The 17681-nt window shown below is 64.8% G+C and carries 18 protein-coding genes and 1 pseudogene; 9 read left to right on the top strand and 10 right to left on the bottom strand.

Annotated elements, in window-relative coordinates; translation table 11 throughout:
- The first annotated feature begins 9 nt into the window (after positions 1-9).
- On the top strand, positions 10-639 hold the full coding sequence (locus EJO69_RS08065) for a sugar O-acetyltransferase (RefSeq protein WP_126040852.1): 630 nt from the start codon (positions 10-12) through the stop codon (positions 637-639).
- Here the strand turns inward: EJO69_RS08065 and EJO69_RS08060 are convergent.
- On the bottom strand, positions 560-1771 hold the full coding sequence (locus EJO69_RS08060) for a heparan-alpha-glucosaminide N-acetyltransferase domain-containing protein (protein WP_164519911.1): 1212 nt from the start codon (positions 1769-1771) through the stop codon (positions 560-562). The two genes, EJO69_RS08065 and EJO69_RS08060, sit on opposite strands and share 80 nt — an antisense overlap.
- A 151-nt stretch (positions 1772-1922) precedes the next feature.
- Here EJO69_RS08060 and EJO69_RS08055 point away from each other — a divergent pair, with 151 nt between their 5' ends.
- On the top strand, positions 1923-2837 hold the full coding sequence (locus tag EJO69_RS08055; RefSeq protein WP_126040848.1) for an ABC transporter ATP-binding protein: 915 nt from the start codon (positions 1923-1925) through the stop codon (positions 2835-2837).
- Positions 2834-3652 (top strand): ABC transporter permease subunit, encoded by an 819-nt coding sequence (locus EJO69_RS08050; RefSeq protein ID WP_126040846.1) that lies wholly within the window; start codon positions 2834-2836, stop codon positions 3650-3652. The genes EJO69_RS08055 and EJO69_RS08050 overlap by 4 nt, the downstream gene beginning before the upstream one ends.
- A gap of 85 nt (positions 3653-3737) precedes the next feature.
- On the opposite strand, the gene EJO69_RS08045 is transcribed toward EJO69_RS08050, so the two are convergent.
- On the bottom strand, positions 3738-4193 hold the full coding sequence (locus tag EJO69_RS08045) for an SRPBCC family protein (protein WP_126040844.1): 456 nt from the start codon (positions 4191-4193) through the stop codon (positions 3738-3740).
- A 267-nt stretch (positions 4194-4460) separates the two neighbouring features.
- Here EJO69_RS08045 and nrdF point away from each other — a divergent pair, with 267 nt between their 5' ends.
- The 3 genes from nrdF to EJO69_RS08030 all read left to right on the top strand — a co-directional run bounded on the left by nrdF (position 4461) and on the right by EJO69_RS08030 (position 7570).
- Positions 4461-5435, top strand: coding sequence for a class 1b ribonucleoside-diphosphate reductase subunit beta (nrdF, locus tag EJO69_RS08040; protein WP_126040842.1), 975 nt, complete (start codon positions 4461-4463; stop codon positions 5433-5435).
- Between the two features lie 195 nt (positions 5436-5630).
- Complete coding sequence (locus EJO69_RS08035) at positions 5631-6659, top strand: type IV toxin-antitoxin system AbiEi family antitoxin domain-containing protein (RefSeq protein WP_126040840.1); 1029 nt, start codon at positions 5631-5633, stop codon at positions 6657-6659.
- Positions 6659-7570 carry a nucleotidyl transferase AbiEii/AbiGii toxin family protein gene (locus EJO69_RS08030; protein WP_126040838.1) on the top strand — a complete coding sequence of 304 codons (912 nt, stop codon included), beginning with the start codon at positions 6659-6661 and terminating at the stop codon, positions 7568-7570. The genes EJO69_RS08035 and EJO69_RS08030 overlap by 1 nt, the downstream gene beginning before the upstream one ends.
- A 408-nt stretch (positions 7571-7978) precedes the next feature.
- Here the strand turns inward: EJO69_RS08030 and EJO69_RS08025 are convergent, their stop codons facing one another.
- The 6 genes and pseudogenes from EJO69_RS08025 to EJO69_RS12340 all read right to left on the bottom strand — a co-directional run bounded on the left by EJO69_RS08025 (position 7979) and on the right by EJO69_RS12340 (position 13362).
- Positions 7979-8605: an SAM-dependent methyltransferase gene (locus tag EJO69_RS08025; RefSeq protein ID WP_126040836.1), complete on the bottom strand. Its 627-nt coding sequence runs from the start codon at positions 8603-8605 to the stop codon at positions 7979-7981.
- 87 nt (positions 8606-8692) lie between these two features.
- Complete coding sequence (locus EJO69_RS08020; RefSeq protein WP_126040834.1) at positions 8693-9562, bottom strand: cation transporting ATPase C-terminal domain-containing protein; 870 nt, start codon at positions 9560-9562, stop codon at positions 8693-8695.
- Entirely contained in the window at positions 9559-10869 is a 1311-nt protein-coding gene (locus tag EJO69_RS08015; RefSeq protein WP_126037853.1) for an ISL3 family transposase, read from the bottom strand. The genes EJO69_RS08020 and EJO69_RS08015 overlap by 4 nt, the downstream gene beginning before the upstream one ends.
- 102 nt (positions 10870-10971) lie before the next feature.
- Positions 10972-11883 carry an HAD family hydrolase gene (locus EJO69_RS12600; protein ID WP_245993584.1) on the bottom strand — a complete coding sequence of 304 codons (912 nt, stop codon included), beginning with the start codon at positions 11881-11883 and terminating at the stop codon, positions 10972-10974.
- 259 nt (positions 11884-12142) lie between these two features.
- A pseudogene (locus EJO69_RS12770) lies at positions 12143-12790 on the bottom strand (P-type ATPase actuator domain-containing protein); the annotation flags it as partial.
- A 410-nt stretch (positions 12791-13200) separates the two neighbouring features.
- Positions 13201-13362, bottom strand: coding sequence for a hypothetical protein (locus EJO69_RS12340; protein WP_164519910.1), 162 nt, complete (start codon positions 13360-13362; stop codon positions 13201-13203).
- Positions 13363-13571: 209 nt separating this feature from the next.
- Here EJO69_RS12340 and EJO69_RS08005 point away from each other — a divergent pair, with 209 nt between their 5' ends.
- From EJO69_RS08005 to EJO69_RS07995, 3 genes are all read left to right on the top strand, one after another.
- The gene (locus EJO69_RS08005; RefSeq protein ID WP_126040832.1) at positions 13572-13958 is read left to right on the top strand and encodes an ArsR/SmtB family transcription factor; all 387 of its coding nucleotides are present in this window, start codon (positions 13572-13574) and stop codon (positions 13956-13958) included.
- Positions 13955-15190 (top strand): MFS transporter, encoded by a 1236-nt coding sequence (locus tag EJO69_RS08000; protein WP_126040830.1) that lies wholly within the window; start codon positions 13955-13957, stop codon positions 15188-15190. Before EJO69_RS08005 ends, EJO69_RS08000 begins: the two co-directional genes overlap by 4 nt.
- A gap of 135 nt (positions 15191-15325) precedes the next feature.
- Complete coding sequence (locus EJO69_RS07995; protein WP_126040828.1) at positions 15326-15910, top strand: HdeD family acid-resistance protein; 585 nt, start codon at positions 15326-15328, stop codon at positions 15908-15910.
- A 56-nt stretch (positions 15911-15966) separates the two neighbouring features.
- On the opposite strand, the gene EJO69_RS07990 is transcribed toward EJO69_RS07995, so the two are convergent.
- Positions 15967-17391 carry a multicopper oxidase family protein gene (locus EJO69_RS07990; RefSeq protein ID WP_211331395.1) on the bottom strand — a complete coding sequence of 475 codons (1425 nt, stop codon included), beginning with the start codon at positions 17389-17391 and terminating at the stop codon, positions 15967-15969.
- Positions 17392-17396: 5 nt separating this feature from the next.
- Positions 17397-17648, bottom strand: coding sequence for an SHOCT domain-containing protein (locus tag EJO69_RS07985; RefSeq protein WP_126040824.1), 252 nt, complete (start codon positions 17646-17648; stop codon positions 17397-17399).
- Between the last annotated feature and the right edge of the window lie 33 nt (positions 17649-17681).

Raw genomic sequence — 17681 nt, 5'->3', positions numbered from 1 at the left:
GGGAGAGTCATGACGGAATCATTTGACATGCGGCGGATGCTGAACGGTGAGCTCTATCGGTACAGCGACGAGCAGCATGGAGCGCTGGTCGAGAAGGGCCAGATGCTCATCCGCGAGTTCAACGCATCGACCGATGAGGAGCGGAAGGACCAGATCCTGTGGGACCTCCTCGGGTCCCGCGGCGAGGCGTGCAACCTGGTGGCGCCGATCGGCTTCGACTACGGCTGGAACACGTTCATCGGTGAGAACTTCTTCGCGAACATGGATCTCATCATCCTCGACGTGTGCGAGGTGCGGATCGGGGACAACTGCTTCTTCGGCCCCCGAGTCTCCCTGCTGACGGCCACGCACCCCACTGCGCCCGGGCCGCGGGCGGCCAACCTTGAATCCGGCGTCCCGATCACGATCGGTGACAACGTGTGGCTCGGCGGCGGTGTCATCGTCAACCCCGGAGTCACGATCGGTGACAACACGGTGATCGGTTCCGGCTCGGTTGTGACGAGGGATATTCCCGCCGGCGTCATCGCCGCCGGCAACCCGTGCCGCATCATCCGGGAGATCACGGATGAGGAGATTCAGATGTGGGAGGACTGGGCTGCGGAGTACGATGCCGCGGCGCAGGCTGCTCAGGAGGACTGATGCTCGCCGCCCGCATCGACGTCCAGTGGAGCAGCCGCTCGAGCGGCCCGCGACCGATCAGGCGCAGCCACAGGGAGCACACGACGAGTGTGACGAGCGTGAGCCACAACAGCGGTGTGTAGGAGTCGGGGAAGACCATGGCGGGGATGAGCCAGATGGCGATGATGTGGAATGAGTATGCCGACAGCGGCATCGAGCCCACCGCTGCAATCGGGTAGAGGATCCTGCCGAGGATGGGCCCGCCCAGCAGAAGGAGCCCGATGACGGCGATGGCGAAGCCGCCCGAGCCGACGGCCTCGAACACGGTGCCCGTGTGCGGCTCGGCTCCGAAGAGGTGGCCGACGTCGGGAACCTCGACATACGGATCCCATTCCGGCCCCATCCCGTCCGTGCGCCACCCCTGATCGCCGACATCCGTGTATTCGTAGCCGTAGTCGTCGGCGGGCGGGCCCGCTCCGAGCCGTGTGAGGAGAAATGCCGACCCGTATCCGATGAGGGCGAGTGACGCCCCGACCGGCGCGAGCGTTGCGGCAACAGTCCTGTCCGACAGGTCGAGCCGGCCGATGCCGAGGCCCGCGAGGACGAATCCCATGTAGATGAGCCCAGGGTAGGAGCCGGTCAGGAGTGCCTCTACGAGGAGGCCCGACGAGTCCGCCATCGATGTCATCCCGAGCCTGTCGAGAAGGAAGACGAGGTAGGTGGTGATGAGGGGGCCGATCAGCCAGCTCGCCCCGGCTGCGAGGAAAAGCCGCTTCGGGGACCACCGGAGGAACGGGATCGCGAGGACGAACCAGACGGCGTAGGCGGCGAGGATGAGGGCAACGATGTCGTTCATCATGGCCAGCAGGCCGGAGATCGCGAGGAGCATCGCCGCCCGGGTGAAGATCCGGATCTTCGCCTGAAGCAGGTCAACCCCGCCGAACGGAACATTTCTGCCCGTCAGGATCGCCAGCGAGACGCCCGCGAGGGTGGCGAAGAGGATGGAGGACCTGCCGTCGGCCACGGCCATGAGCCAGCCGGGCAGGCCGCCCCGGTCCGGACCAACGTGGGCGACGAACATGCCGAGGATGGCGAGTCCCCTCGCGATGTCGAGGGCGGCAATGCGGCCGGCGTAGCGGGCGGCGGTGATCATGGCACCACAGTAGCCCGCGGCGGGCGGAGGAGCAGACCACCTGTGGGCACGCTCAGGGGAGACCCTGATCTTTCCCCACCCTTGGGCCTGCGGCATTGGAGACGGCTCTCTCCGCGGCATACAGTTGTGCCGTATCGGCGAAAGGCCACACATGATCACGATTGAAAATCTCACGAAGATGTATGGGAAGAAGGCGGCGACCGACGACCTGTCGTTCACCGTCCCCGCCGGGGAGGTCACCGGATTCCTCGGCCCCAACGGCTCCGGCAAGTCGACGACGATGCGCTGCATTGTCGGCCTTGACCGACCGACGAAGGGTCAGGCCCTCATTGGGGGACGGCACTACAGCGAGCTGAGGAGCCCGCTCGAGACCGTCGGAGCGCTCCTCGACGCGAAGGCGTTCCACCCGGCGCGCACGGCACGTCAGCACCTTACGGTCGTCGCCGACACGCACGGCTTCCCCACCTCTCGCATCGACGAGATCCTCGACCTCACGGGCCTGTCGCACGTGGCGAATAAGCGGGTCAAGGGATTCTCGCTCGGCATGGGCCAGCGTCTCGGCATCGCCACCGCCATGCTCGGCAATCCCGAGTACCTCCTCCTCGACGAGCCGGTCAACGGCCTCGACCCGGACGGTGTCCGGTGGGTCCGTGACCTCGTCAAGACCCATGCGAAGAAGGGCGGGACCGTCCTCATCTCCTCGCACCTCATGTCGGAGATGGCGATGACGGCGACGAACCTCGTCGTCATCGGGAACGGCAGGCTCATCGCCTCCGGGCCGATCAAGCAGTTCACCGAGACGGCCGGCCACACGACCGTGCGCGTCGCGGGGCCGGACATGGCCGCGATCGGGGAGACCCTCAGCCAGCTCAACCCGCGGCTCGACCGCGTCGATGGCCGGGACACCCTCATCATCGACGGGGTAAGCGCCGCCGATGTCGGCCGCGCCCTTCACCTCGCCGGCCTTGAGATCCACGAGCTGTCGACCACCCACTCGTCCCTCGAGGACGTCTTCATGGAGCTCACCGGGAACGCCGTCGAGTTCAAAGCAGGAGGCGAACGATGAGCACCGCAGTCCACCAGCCGACCTTCGCACGCCTCGTCCGATCCGAGCTGCGCAAGCTGACGAGCCTGCGCTCGACGTGGATCATCTCCGGGCTCGCGATCGCCTTCTACCTCCTCATCTCCTTCTTCGTCGCCCAGGCGGTCGAGTCGATGATCGAGTACATGTCGAGCACCGAGCTGGCCGTCTTCACCAGCTCCTACATGGTGACGAGCCTCTTCCAGATCGCGCTGCTCTTCGGCATCGCCTTCGGGACGATGACGATGACAGCCGAGTACTCGCACAACACGATTCAGATCTCGCTGCTGTCCTCGCGCTCGCGGATGGCGTTCTACGCCGCGAAGATCCTGGTCCTCGCGGGCTTCTGGGCCATCGTCAGCGCCATCGCCCTTCTCCTCTCGACTCTCCTCATTGAGCTCATGATCGGTCGCTACGACATGTCGCTGCCGATGGATGACGTCGGTTTCTGGCTGTCGCTACTCAGTGCAGTCGTCGTTCTCGTCGTGGGTGCCATCATGGCCGCGGGTCTCGGCGCCGTCCTCCGATCGACGGTCGGAGCGGTGACGACGATGTTCGGCATCGTCCTCATCCTGCCGATCCTCCAGATCATCCCCCTCGACTTCATCGAGAACCTCACGCCGTACTTCCCGATCAACGTCATGATGTCGGCCGTCGCACCCCGTGAGAGCGGGATCCTGGCGGGTGTCGTCTCCCAGGGGGATTCCCTGAGTCCGAACACGGCACTCCTCGTTCTCGTCATCTACGCGGCCGTATTCGTCGGCCTCGGTGCCTACTCGCTCCGCAAGAGAGACGCGTAACCGCACTGCGGGATAAGTAGACGTGAGCGCCTCGGGAGACCGAGGCGCTCACGTATGTCCAGCGGGACGGAGAGTCCCGTCTGAATCAGTTGACGGTGGAGGCGATGAGGTTGAGGGACTGCTCGAGCTCGTCCTCTGAGACCACAGGAAGCTGGCTCGCCAGCTCCCTGTCGGTCACGCCGTCCCACGAGTAGGTGAGCGTGACGTCGGTCGAGTGGGCGTCGAGCGGCTTGAGGGTGTAGAGCCACTCCCACCCGCCGACCCGGTCGGGCGCCTCGGCGAGGGCGGGCTTCCATCCCACCATCTTCCCCTCGTCGAACGCCGTCACGTGATTGTGGGTCTGGTACTCGTCGCCGCTGCGGCCGACCATGTTCATGACGAACACGTCGCCGACCTGCTGGATGCGCTCGGTGTTGTCGGACGAGCGGACCATGCCCGACCCGTCGAAGCGAGGATGCCTGGCCGGCAGGGACAGGCTGTCGAAGATCTCCTTGGCCGAGTGGTCGATGATCCTGGATACGGTGATCTGGTTCTCATTCATGGCATCCACCCTGCCGGGACGCGCCGCGTGGGGTGAAGGCTTTCAGCTGAAAGAGAGAGTCAGGCGGTGGTTCTCGGCCCGGTCAGCGTTGGCTTCGAGCGGGCTTTCGGCAGATCCTCGCGAGTTCGGGAGGCGGGACGCACGGAGCAGATTCTGCTGCTTTCCCATTGTGTTCGCGGAGGGGATGAGGGTGGCCTAACCCTCTCCACCTGGCGCTGAGAAAGTGGCAGGATGAAGGGTAGTAATCAGGTGAGCAAAGGAGTTTCTGTGGCCGACAAGCTGCCCCTTATCTCGAGCGTCCAGGCGATCAACTGGAACAGGATCGAGGACGAGAAGGACGAAGAGGTATGGGATCGTCTGACCGCCAACTTCTGGCTTCCCGAGAAGATTCCGCTGTCGAATGACATCCAGTCGTGGAACACGCTGACTGCCCAGGAGCAGCTCATGACGACCCGTGTCTTCACGGGGCTCACGCTGCTCGACACGGTCCAGGGCACGGTCGGCGCTGTCTCCCTCATCCCCGACGCGGTCACGCCTCACGAGGAGGCCGTCTACACGAACATCGCGTTCATGGAGTCGGTCCACGCGAAGTCATACTCGTCGATCTTCTCGACGCTCAACACCTCCGAGGAGATCGAGGAGACCTTCCGCTGGTCGGAGGAGAACGAGCACCTTCAGAAGAAGGCCCGCATCGTCCTCGACTACTACCGCGGGGATGATCCGGAGAAGCGCAAGGTCGCCTCCGTCATGCTCGAGTCCTTCCTCTTCTACTCGGGCTTCTACGCGCCGATGTACTGGTCCGCGCACGGCAAGCTGACCAATACCGCCGACCTCATTCGCCTCATCATCCGCGACGAGGCCGTCCATGGCTACTACATCGGCTACAAGTACCAGCGGGCCGTGAGCATGATGGACCAGGCGCGTCAGGATGAACTGAAGGAGTACACGTACGACCTTCTGCAGGACCTCTACGACAACGAAGAGGACTACACCGAGTCGCTCTACGACGATCTCGGGCTGACCGAGGACGTCAAGATGTTCCTCCGGTACAACGCGAACAAGGCGCTCATGAACCTCGGCTACGAGGGCCTGTTCCCGTCCGACCAGACGGCGGTCAACCCCGCCATCCTCGCCGCCCTCTCCCCGGGGGCGGACGAGAACCACGACTTCTTCTCCGGCTCAGGATCCTCCTACGTGATCGGCACCGCCGAGGCGACGGAGGACGAGGACTGGGACTTCTGAGAGTCCTTCCGACCTAGCCAGACCACGAGGCTCGGACCTGCTGCAAAGCGGGTCCGAGCCGTTCACTTACTCCGCCGGAACGTCCGCGAGGTGGATAGATCAGAGCGCAGCGCGCCACGGTGACGAGCAGGACGCCGAGCGTGAAGAGAAGGTTTTGATCTTGGATTGTCTCTGATTGACTGATACAGTTCAAGTATGAAGTCGATGGAAGCACTGCGTGTACTTGAGGATATTGCGGCCGCGCAGTGGGGCATGGTGACGACAGCTCAAGCAGGTGCTCTGGGAGTCCCTCGCCTCACGCTCTCCAGGCTGGTTGATTCAGGGCACCTGGAGCGTCTTGCGAATGGTGTGTACAGGAGTTCTGGCGCGCCGAGTGATCGATTTGAGGATCTTCGCGCAGCGTGGCTCAGTACCGATCCGGGGCTCCGTGCTGAGGAGCGGCTGGACAGCCTGTCTGACGGCGTTGTTGTCGCGGGTACTTCAGCTGCGTGGCTCCACGGTGTTGGTGACCTGTGGGCCGATCGTCACGAGTTCGTGTCTTCGAGGCGCCGCCAGACGCAGCGTGCAGAGATTCGATATCGACGGCGCCAACTCGACTCCGGAGACATCACTCTCGTAGAAGGCCTGCCCGTGATGACGCTTGAGCGAATGCTGGCCGATCTGCTCGATGATGTCAGGGAGATGAGCCTTGTCGCCGATGCCCTCGGAGCTGCCGCAAAGAAGCGTCCCCTGGACCTTCGACGGATGCGTGTGCTTTTCGCTCCTCTTGCAGAACGCAACGGGTTCAAGCGTGATGATGGCACTGCGGTGCTCGAGCATCTTCTTGTGCTCGCGGGACTCGATCTGGATTCCATCGCCCACAGGGTCTCGGCGGACCGCGAGCTCAGTGCCAGAGTCCTGGATAACCACCTCAGGACGGCCAAAGCGTCCATCGACATGGCAACCGAAATGACGCAGGTGTTCACACAGCTGAAGCAGGAGGTTTCTCTTGGCCGCGTTCAGGGGCTCCAGAACGCACTTCAATCTCTGGTGAAGATAGACGAAGAATTGCGGCGCTCCCTGGCGGATGTCTACACTGCGGGACTCGGAGAGAAGGTTGCTGATGCGCTTGGGGACGTCGATTTCGCCGATGCTACACATCATTGGACAAAGATGTTCCCGGCGCTTGATGCCAGGGCAGCCCGGCGCCGACTCTCGGCGGAGGCGCTGGAGGATCGAGGGTAATGGGCTCGACGGAACCGTACGCGACGGCTCGAAGCGTGGAAGCGGCGATCAAGAATGCGGCCAAGCGGGCAGCCAAGGCTGAGCCGTCGCTCAGTACGAGCACGCTCATACAGCTTGAGTACTTCAACCGACTGCTGAGCAGGGTCTTCTCTGAGGGAGATGAATCAGATTGGGTGCTCAAGGGTGGAACCGGCATTCTGGCAAGGGTCCCGTCATCCCGGTCCACGCGAGATATCGACCTCGACCGGCGGGGATTCAACCTAGACGAATCGTTGGAAGACCTCCGACGTCTTGCTTCGATCGATCTTCACGACCATTTCCGATTTGAATACGTGAGTCATGAGCCGACGCTCGCCACTGACACTCAGCTGTACATGGAGGGCCATCGGGTCACTTTCAACGTGTTCCTTGGCGTTGCAGAGAAAGGGGTTGTCAATGTAGACCTGGTTTCGGGCAGCGCGATCACCGACATAGTCCAAACTGTGGTCCCCAAGCTGGCACTGGACCTGCCCCGGTTGGACAGCAGGCGATACCGTCTCTATCCCGTCGTCGATCAGATCGCCGACAAAGTCTGCGCGACAATGGCCGAGTATAACGGCCGTCCTTCCAGCCGCGAGAAAGATCTTGTTGACATCGTTGTGTTTGCTGTCACGCAGAACGTCGAAGGCGCAGCGTTGATACGCGCGATTGAGACCGAACGTCGGCGCCGGAACTTGATGTCGTTCAAACGTTTCGTCGTTCCAAGAGTATGGGGAGCCGGCTACGTCGCGCAGAGCAGACACGTTCCGCACTGCGCGGACTACTCCACGATTGACCTGGCCGCAGGGCTGGCCGCCAGATTGATCGACCCTGCGCTTACCGGTGAGGTTCAAGGCATGCATTGGTATGCGGCGGATCAGCGGTGGAGCTGACTATTGAGGCCGCCGATGTCGTAGTTGAGGGATCACGCAGCCTCAGCGGCGCTCAGCAAGGAACAGGCTGACGCGAACGGTCGTTGAGTGGCCCTCCGGGGTCGTCGCTCGCCATTGGCGGGCCGCACAGGCGACCCGCCCTCACGCAGACATGTCGTACAGCTCGGCGACGTTCTCGGGCGTGAATAGCAGGTCCTCCCGGGACGAAACGTTGGACCACGCGGTTCAGGCCTCACGCGAACCTGCGCAGCACCCCCGGCCGACGTGCACCTGCCGGCATTCCAAGCCGCAGCCGAGAATGGCGGAGTCCCTACCCCTGAACAGATGATGGAGTTCAGGCGAGGGCCGCGGTAAGCGCGTGGGATAGCGTCCCGCGGGGCATCTTCTGGCTGGCCGCCCGGCCTGTGCTCATCCCATCCGGCTTGCGCGGAAGAGGCTGTCATGCACCGTCGTCGGGCGGCCGTCCTGCGTCGTTGCGTCGCGCGGACGCGCCTCACAGGCGACCGGCTCCCAGACAGATGAGTCGAACAGCTCGGCGACGCTTTCGGGAGTGAAGAGCAGACCCTCTCCGGAGGGGCGCCTGACCCCGGCGTTCAGATCCGAGGGGTGGTGGCCGACGATGAGCAGCGTGCCACCCGGGGCGACAGTCTCGCCGAGGCTGCGAAAGACCTTCTCGCGCCGTTCGTTTGGTAGATGGAGGAAGTGGACGGTGACGAGGTCGTAGGTCGCGGCCGGCGGAATCCACGCCTCGACGTCCCTGTGCATCCACTCGATCCGGTCCGCAACGCCCGCCGCCTCCGCGTGAGAGGCTGCGCTCGTGAGCGCGACGGACGAGAGGTCGACGGCGTGGACGGTCCACCCCTGTTCGGCCAGCCAGATCGCGTCAGCACCCTCGCCGGCGCCGATCTCCAGGGCGACGCCAGGCGTGAGCTCCTGTGCGGTTTCAACCAGGAGGGGGTTGGGGCTGCCGCTCCACACCTGTCCGCCTGAGCCGTAGCGAGCATCCCACTGCTCCTCATCGGGAGTTCGATTCATGGCGTCATACTTTCAGATGAAGGCCGGCTGGGAGAGAATCTCTCCCCCAGTACAACGCTTCAGGAGAACCTCGAAGGACCCTCCCTGTCAGGGCGTCCGCTCCGTGAATTTAGCCGTTCGCCGGCCCACCCGATGGTGCCTCCCGCGCGTGCGCGGTCGCTGCTCGTCGGCTGGTGGCGGAGTCGCAAGCCTGCGGAAGAACCAGTGTTTGATCAGCTCCACGCACCCCAGGTAGGTGATGACCATGAGGACGAGGGCGATGAAGAACGGGGCCGGCAGCGGCAGGAAGCCCAGCAGTCCCGATATGGGTGAGTAGGGGAGCCACGCGCCGAGGGCGACGATGGCGACGACGGACACTGAGAGCCCAATCGACGGTCGGCTTCGGAAGAACGGGATGCGGCGTGTGCGAATGGCGAAGATGATGAGGCTCTGGGTGGCGAGGGATTCGATGAACCACCCGGCCTGGAACTCCGCCTCCGCCGCGTTGAAGATGACCATCATGAGGGCGAAGGTGGCGAAGTCGAATGCGGAGCTCACCGGACCGAAGGCGAGCATGAACCGCCGGATGAAGCGGATATCCCAGTGCGAGGGTGACTGGAGCTGCTCCGGATCGACGCGGTCGCTCGGTATGGTGAGCTGGCTGCTGTCGTAGAGCAGATTATTGAGAAGGATCTGCCCGGGGAGCATCGGCATAAACGGCAGGACGACGGATGCCACTGCGGCGCTGAACATGTTGCCGAAATTGCTCGAGGTGCCCATGAGCACGTACTTGATCGTGTTCGTGAAGATGCGCCGGCCCTCGGTGATGCCCTCGGCGAGCACACCCAGGTCCTTGTCGAGGAGCAGAACGTCGGCAGCGTCCTTCGCGACATCCGCGGCGGTCTCAACCGAGATGCCGACATCGGCCTGGTGCAGGGCGAGCGCGTCATTCACCCCGTCGCCGAGAAACCGGCTCATCCGATTTCAGGGTGTAGTTGGGGTCTGAATCCGCCTGCTTCCAGCAGGCTGCGGGCGACGTAGTTGGCGAGGTTGCGGAATCCGAGGGCGGAACCGCGGAGGTGCTCGAGCCTGCCGTTGATGGCCTCGGTCGGACCGTTCGACGTTCCCGGGTGGTCGAAGTACGCCAGGATGTCGCCGGCACGGCGTTTGAGCGTGCGTCCGAGCGTGATGACCTCACGGAGTGCCTTCGGCACCCCTTTGCTGATGTTGGCGATGAGCCTTGTCATGATGCGTTTGCCCTCGGCCGGGTCGGGATGCCGGTAGGCTGCTATGACCTCTTGGTAGACGCACCAGGTCGCTTCGACTTCGGCGTGGCGCTCATCGGTGAAGGCGACCATGAGCCTGGTCCGCTGTTTGTCCGTGAGCAGGTTGTCTCCGGTGTGCAGGGTTCGGCGGATGCCGTAGAGCGGGTCACCGGAACGGCCGCGGTGCCCGGTAGTCTCCTGCTGGATGCGCTGGCGGGTCCGGTCCAGGGCGTCCCCGGAGAGCTGGGTGACGTGGAAGGGATCCATGACCTCGATCGCGTCGGGCAGTTCGGTCTCTGCTGCGGTCTTGAATCCGGTGAATCCGTCCATCGCCACGACTTCCACGTTGTCCCGCCAGGCTTGGGGCCTGGCCTGAAGCCAGGCCGTGAACACGGCTTTGGAGCGGCCTTCGACCATGTCGAGCAGTCGGGCCGTCCCGGTCTTGTCCCGGGCTGGGGTGAGGTCGATGATGACGGTGACGTACTTGTCGCCCTTACGTGTGTGCCGCCACACGTGCTCGTCAACACCGATGACCTGAACCCCGTCGAACCGGTCAGGCTTGGCGATGAGCACACGCCGTCCCTCGGCGATCACTGCTGTGTTCGCGGTATCCCAGGACACGGCGAGACTCTCAGCGACACGAGCCACGGTCAGGTGCTGGCACACGATTCCTTCGAGTGCCCAGCGCAGTCCTGTGCGGGAGAGTTTCGCGCGGGGTTCGGCTGCAGTGCTCATATCCTGTCGCCACACGTGACCGCATTCTGTGCACCTGTAGCGGCGCACGCGCACGTGCAGAGTGGTCGGCCGCCAGCCCAACGGCTGGTGGGCAAGTCGGCGCACGAGGGTGTCGCGGGGAATCCCTGGGCATCCGCAGCGGTGGCACCAGTCATCCGGCTCGGTCACGGTGCAGGAGATGATCGCGCGATCCGGTGTCAGCGACTGGCCAACAGCACGTAGGCCAAGTCCGTCGAGTCCGGTGAAAGTCGTGAGGTCAGGGGCAGTGAAGGTAGGCTTGAGCATCGAAGGCCTTGTGGTGAGGAATCGGTTTCTAGACAATTCCCATTCTCACCACGAGGCCTTCTTCAAACCCTTACGACACACCTACCCCTGTCGGATACTTCACTACACCCTCAATCCGGAAGAGCCGAGAAACCCGACTGATCGGCCCTCGTGGCGGAGCAGTCGGATGACGCGGGCCTTCTGTTCAGGAGAGACGCGGGCGAAGATCGAGGCGATCGACGCGGCATCGCGAAGCCGATCATCATCCATCATCTCGATGTCGGTCCCCGTCAGCGTCCCTGCGGATGCGAAGCCGAGGTCGTCAAGAACCTTCTCGGCGACTGCGGCGCTGTCACCAGTCGCGATCTTCACCGTGAGCCCGAGACCGACGAGCCTCTCGAGCGAGGAGAGTGCATCAGCCTTGGGTTGATCGGCGAACACGAGGAATCCGACGAGGTTGAGCCCTATTTCATCGTCCGGAGTCAGCTGCTCGGAGGGTCCACCTGGTCGAGCCGCGACGGCGACGACGCGAGCTCCCAGGGAGTACTGACCGGACAGGATCTCCTGGGCGTCTGGCGGGATGGTGGCGCAGAGTCGCATGACATCCTCCGGCGATCCTTTCGTGATCACCAGCCGCTGCTCATCTGGTCCGTTGACCAGTACCGTGATCCGGCGGCGTTCGTGGTCAAACGGGAGGAGGTCGATACGGCGATACCTCTCTGGGCGGGTCTTGTCGTTGCGCGGCACCTCCCAGAGCGCGGAGTCCAAGGAGTTGAGGCCCGGCACCGGTCCGGCGGGTTCGGTGTACTCGGTCTCTGTGGCAAGGAGCCCGAGCAGGAACAGGGCGTCGGGGGCTGTCGCGCCGTCGTCCGGCAGGCTGCCGGTGTAGCGGATGCGGCCCTCGGTGAGGGTGCCGGTCTTGTCGGTGACGAGAACGTCCATGTCGCCGAGGTCCTCGATGCAGACGAGGCGCTTGACCAGGACGTTCCGCTTCGCGAGTGCCCGTGATCCGGCGGCGAGACTGGCGCTGACCACGGCAGGCAGAAGCTGGGGGGGGGGTGATGCCCACGGCGATCGCCAGTGAGAAGAGCAGGGCGTCGAGGATGGGGCGCTGGAGGGCGACGTTCGCGACGAAGATGAGCGTGGTGAGGATGAGTGCGACCATGAGCAGGAGGACCGAGAAGCGGCCGAGTCCGCGTTGGAACTCGGTCTGCGGCTGCGGCACCGCCAGCCCCGCGGCGATCTGGCCGAACTCGGTGGCGCTCCCGGTCGACACGACGACGCCGGTGCCGTTTCCCGACTGGACGACAGTCCCCATGAGCACGCAGCAGGTGAGGTCGCCAATGCCGGTGCCGGCATCGACGGGGCCCGTCGACTTGCCCGAGGGGAGGGATTCGCCGGTCACGATGCTCTCGTCGCACGCGAGGTCGTGGACTGTCAACAGCCGGATGTCGGCGGGCACCACGCTGCCCATCGTCAGGCGCACGATGTCGCCCGGGACGAGGTCGGTCACATCGAGTTGGGTCGTCTCCGCGTCTCGAATCACCGCCACCGTGTGCCTGATCTGATCGTGCAGCGCGTCTGCGGCGTGTTCGGCCCGGAACTCATTGACGAACCCAAGGCCGACGCTCGCGGAGAGGATGACGCCGATGATGATGGCATTTGCCTGCTCACCCAGGAACAGTGAGACGCCGGCCGTGACGAAGAGGAGCAGGAGGATCGGGCTCTTCAGCTGTCGACTGAGGACAGCGAGGGGGCGTGCGCGGTGGCCGTGGAGAATGTTGGGGCCGATGGTCGCCAGTCTCTGCGATGACTCAGCGGACGAGTGTCCGCTCGGACTTGATCTCAACGACGCGAGCACCTGGTCGGCATCCTGCGTTGCGGCGGTGACGACTGTCAGCACCGCCTGCGGGGCGGCGTCTGTGAGTGCGCGGCTGTCCATCGTTCACCCACCTCATCGAGAATCGGCAACGATGCGGATGTCGGGTCGGTTGGAGGAATGGCCCTGCCGTGCACAGGGTGGAGCGCTGACGATCCCTGCGGTGCCCCGACAATCGTTCATCATGTCCCCCGGACTCAGTGGTGACGTTATCTAAGCACCCAGCGCCCCCTCGCGCCAGAGTCGGAAGTCAGTCCCTTACGGCAGGTTCTCCGCCCACGTACCCGGCGGTGCCCGCCCGGGCGACGATGGCGGGACGACGATCTGCTGCGGGTCTGGTACGTGCGCCGAACGTGGGGGAAAGGCGAATCCGGCAGGTGGGTGAGGGATCCGCTGCCTCGCGCGACGGAGGCAACCGTCCCCGCCGTCCGCGCAGACGGACTCTACCTGCGACGCCGGGGAGGGGGAGTCGACTATGCCGTGGGCTCGTCCGGTTCGATGTCGACCCGCGCTGTCGTGCCCACCGTCGTGGACGACGCCGGTTCGCCGCCGTATCCGCCGACACCGTCTCCGCTGCAGGCGGCCAGGCCAGTCGCCACCAGCGCCATTCCAAGCAGGAATCGTGCAGCTTTCATGCGCCCAAACTACCAGGCAACTGAGCGTCTCAACAGAGTGGGTGTGGTGCTCATGCGCACCGGGATGAACACGGTCGATTCGAACGATTCACTGCAGATCCGGTCGACGCGGAGGCCGCCCATGCTCCGGCCATCTGCACAGCGGAGGTCCGCAATTCTCATCGCCTCAGGGGTCGTGCCACACGACGGTCATATATTACTATCTGCGTATGCATGCAGAAAATGACATGTCAGATGTCAGCCTATCGTCGCCCTACGTCGAACTCGCAGCCGAGGTGCTCGGTCTGCTGTCCGATCCCACGCGCATCAGGATCATCCTGGCGCTCGAGAGCGACGAGGAGCTGTCGGTCGGCGCGCTCGCGGAGATCGTGGGCAAGAAGCCATCCGGAGTCTCTCAGCACCTTGCCCGTCTCCGAATGGCGCGCATGGTGACGACACGTCAGGAGGGCACAAGCGTCATGTACCGCCTCGTGGACGAGCACGCGGCCGCGCTGGTCGTCGAGGCGATCCGGCAGGCCGAACATGCGGTTGCCATCGGCCAGATCCCGCCGCACCATCACACGCCCGCCCCCATCGAGCCGGAGGCCCGGTCATGATCGCCGTCCTTCGCAACCCGACCTACGCGAAGCTGTTCAGCGCGCAGATGATCGCCCTGCTCGGCACGGGTCTGCTGACCGTCGCGCTCGGCCTGCTCGCCTTCGACATCGCCGGTGGCGACGCCGGCATCGTCCTGGGCGTCGCCATGAGCATCAAGATGATCGCCTACGTCGCGGTTGCCCCGGTCATGGCCGCTCTGCTCGCGCACGCGCCCCGCAAACCCGTCCTCATCACGGCAGACCTCGTCCGGGCCGGTGTCGCGCTCTCTCTGCCCTTCGTCACCGAGGCGTGGCAGATCTACATCCTCATCTTCCTCCTCCAGTCCGCCTCGGCCACGTTCACCCCGACCTTCCAGGCCGTGATCCCGTCCGTCCTTCCCGCCGAGGATGACTACACGAACGCCCTGTCGCTCTCCCGCTTCGCCTACGACCTCGAGGCGCTCGCCAGCCCCATGCTCGCCGCGGCGCTCCTCACCGTCATCGACTATCACAGCCTGTTCGTGGGCACGGTGGTCGGCTTCCTCGGTTCTGCGGTGCTCGTCATGGTCGCGCGGTTTCCCGACATCGACGCACCGCAGCCCTCGCCCTTCCTCGACCGCCTCACGAGCGGCGCCCGAATCTTCCGCGAAACCCGCGAGCTTCGAGGGCTCATGGGGCTCAATCTGGTCGTAGCGACCACGACCGCCATGGTCATCGTCAACACCGTCGTTATCGTCCAGGGCGAGCTCGGCCGCGACCAGGCCGACGTGGCCCTCATGCTGGCCGCCTACGGCGGCGGGTCGATGATCGTCGCGCTTCTCATGCCGGGGCTCCTCCGGCGCCTGTCCGACCGGCCTGTCATGTTGGCCGGAGGGGTCGCCCTGCCGTTGCTGCTTCTCGCGGGCACGGGAGTGTTTGCTTGGATGGAGGGCGGCGCACAGTGGACCGCGCTGCTTGGTGTGTGGCTGCTGCTGGGGGCCGCGACCTCGACGATCCTCACCCCGTCGGCCCGGCTGCTGCGCCGCAACAGCACGGAACAGACCCGGGCTGCGGTCTTCGCCGCGCAGTTCTCCCTCTCGCACGCGTGCTTCCTCATCACCTATCCGCTCGCCGGCATTCTCGGTGCTGCACTGGGCCTGTCAGCGGTTGCTCTCGTCCTTGTCGGAATCGGTGTGGTCGGTGGGGCGGTGGCGCTGCGGACGTGGACGGGTGCACACGCAACACTTCCTGCAGAACCCGCGAAGCGGGTGTAGACGGTCGCGGCACTGAGTCCGTGACCGTGGTCGCCAGGGCATTCGGTGGATCTGGGTCTTGTTCAGTGATCTTTGGTGGAATTAGACTTCGCCTTGAGAAATCCGGCATGGATTTCCTGAAAGTTGGGTACGTCGATGTCTACACAATCGTCAATCGAATCCACCGCCGATAAGCCCATCCCCGTCAAGGGGGCGAGGTTCGCACTTCTCCTGGCAGGTCTGGCGGGAATCGGCTTCGGCACCGCCATTCTCTTCTGGCCCACGAAGACCGCCGTTGCACTAACGGGCGTCATCGCCCTCTATGCCATCGTGGCCGGGATCTTCTATGTCGGCGTCGGCCTTATCGGCAAGGAACTCGGAGCCGGTGGCCGCATCGCCCACGTCCTCCTCGGCGTCCTCTACGTCGTTGCGGGCGCCTACGCCTTCTCATCCCTCCGGGAATCCGCGGTCTTCCTCGCTCTATTCCTCACGATCATGGTCGGCATCATGTGGATCATCGAGGGCTTCACGGCCCTCTTCACACTCGGCCAGTCCGGGTCGAAGGTGGTCGGAGCCCTTTTCGCGCTCCTCTCCGTCATCGCCGGATTCACCCTGCTGAGCAACGCCATCTGGGGCGCCGTCTTCCTCTGGTGGTTCCTCGCGATCTCGCTCATCGTCCTCGGGATTCTCAACGTCGTCCGAGCGATCGCGGGCAGTCGACCCAAGGACAGCGAGGGCTGAAGGGGGCCGCGGCCCGCCCTGGGGCGAGGCCGAGAAGTCTCCGGCCGTGCCTCGCGCTATCCGACCTCGACGCTCGCCATCATTCCCGCATCCTCATGATCGAGGATGTGGCAGTGGTACACGCTCCGTCCGGGATTGCGCGAGAAGTCGACGAGGACCCGCACTCGGCCCTGCGCCGGCACGTTGACGACGTCGCGCCACGTGGGCTCGTCGAGCGCCTGACCATCCGCCTCGATCACCTGCATCGGCCACACGTGCAGGTGGAAGGGGTGGTCCATCGGGGTCGGGTTGCTGATGATCCACTCCTCGACCGCCCCGGCGTCGACCCGCTGATCGATGCGGTCGATATCGAAGGCGCGGCCGTCGAAGCCCATGTCCATCATCCGCCCTCGCATCCCCATGCTCATCGTGAACGCGATCTCCCGGCGTCCCGCGATGGTCGCTCCGCGCAGGTCAGGAGCATCCCGCTCGTCGGCCAGCCCGATCGGCGGGGCGGCATTGCCGCCGGTGACGCTGAGTGTCGCCAGCACCGCGGATCCCGACAGGCCCCCGCCCATCATCCCCATGCCTCCTCGGTCATAGCCGAGTGTCTGGACCTCGGCGGTGCCGGGACTGAGCGCCACGAGCAGGTCGGCACGGCCGCCCGGGGGAAGAAGAACATCGGAGATCTCACGCGGAGCGGAGGCTCGGCCCATATCCATTCCGAGAAGATGTAACTCCTGGCCGGGCACGGCGAACGTGATGTACCGAGACGTGCAGGCGTTGATCACCCGCCAGCGTTCGATGTCGCCCGCCCGCGCCGAGATCAACGGCCGGTGCTGCCCATTGACGAGTAGGAGCCGACCCTCCCGCCCCATCATCACGTCCTGCTGTGAGGCGGGGGCGACGTCGCCCGACGCGGTCAGCGTGATATCGGAAATGATGAGCACGCGCTCACTCGAGGCGGGCACGTCGTCGTCCTCGACGATGAGGGCGCCGTAGAGTCCGCCGAAGAGCTGGTCGGCGACGGTGCCGTGCCGGTGGGGGTGGTACCAGGCCACGCCGGTCGGGTGGTCCTCGGGGAGCTGGAACGTGTAGTCGATGCTCTCACCCGGATCGATCGACAGGAAGGGGTTGTCCCCATTGCCGCGCGGGGAGACGGCGAGTCCATGCGTATGAAGGTTCGTCGGCGTGTCGAGCTCGTTGCGCAGCCGCACATCGATGCGGTCGCCCGGCCGGACCCGCCACGTCCGCCCCGGCAGGGACTCTCCGTAGGCCAGCACGCGTGCGTCGCGGCCGGCGATGCTCGTGCGGTGGTGGGCCGCGACGAGGTCCACCGCGAGGATGCCGCCGCTGCTGCGGAGAGCCTCAGGATCAGCGAGTCGGGCTCCTGCGGTCGCCGACTCGCCCCACGGGAGTCCGGTCTGTGACAGGCCGACGCCACCGATCGCCACCCCGAGGGCGCCCACGGCGCCGAGCCTGATCGCCTGGCGCCGCGTCATGTCCGTCACGGTCCGGACATCCCGTCCAGCCGTCGCCGCCGCTCCTCGTACTCGCTCGAATCGATCTCTCCCCTCGCGTATCGCTCATCGAGCAGCTCCCGCGCACGGCTCGCGGACCCCTGCTGCGTCGGCCGATCATCGCGCGACGTGAGCAGGCGGATGAGGAAGACGACGAGCGCGATTATTCCAATGATGAGGACGACGAGGAAGACCCATCCCCACGCCGGGCCCCAGCCCATGTGCCAGTTCGGTCCCATGTCATACCTCCACGTGAAGTTCGACATTCTGGC

The organism is Flaviflexus salsibiostraticola (assembly GCF_003952265.1).
GTDB lineage: Bacteria > Actinomycetota > Actinomycetes > Actinomycetales > Actinomycetaceae > Flaviflexus > Flaviflexus salsibiostraticola.
The sequence above is the reverse complement of the archived record's forward strand: the minus strand, read 5'-3'. Positions and strand labels throughout refer to the sequence as shown.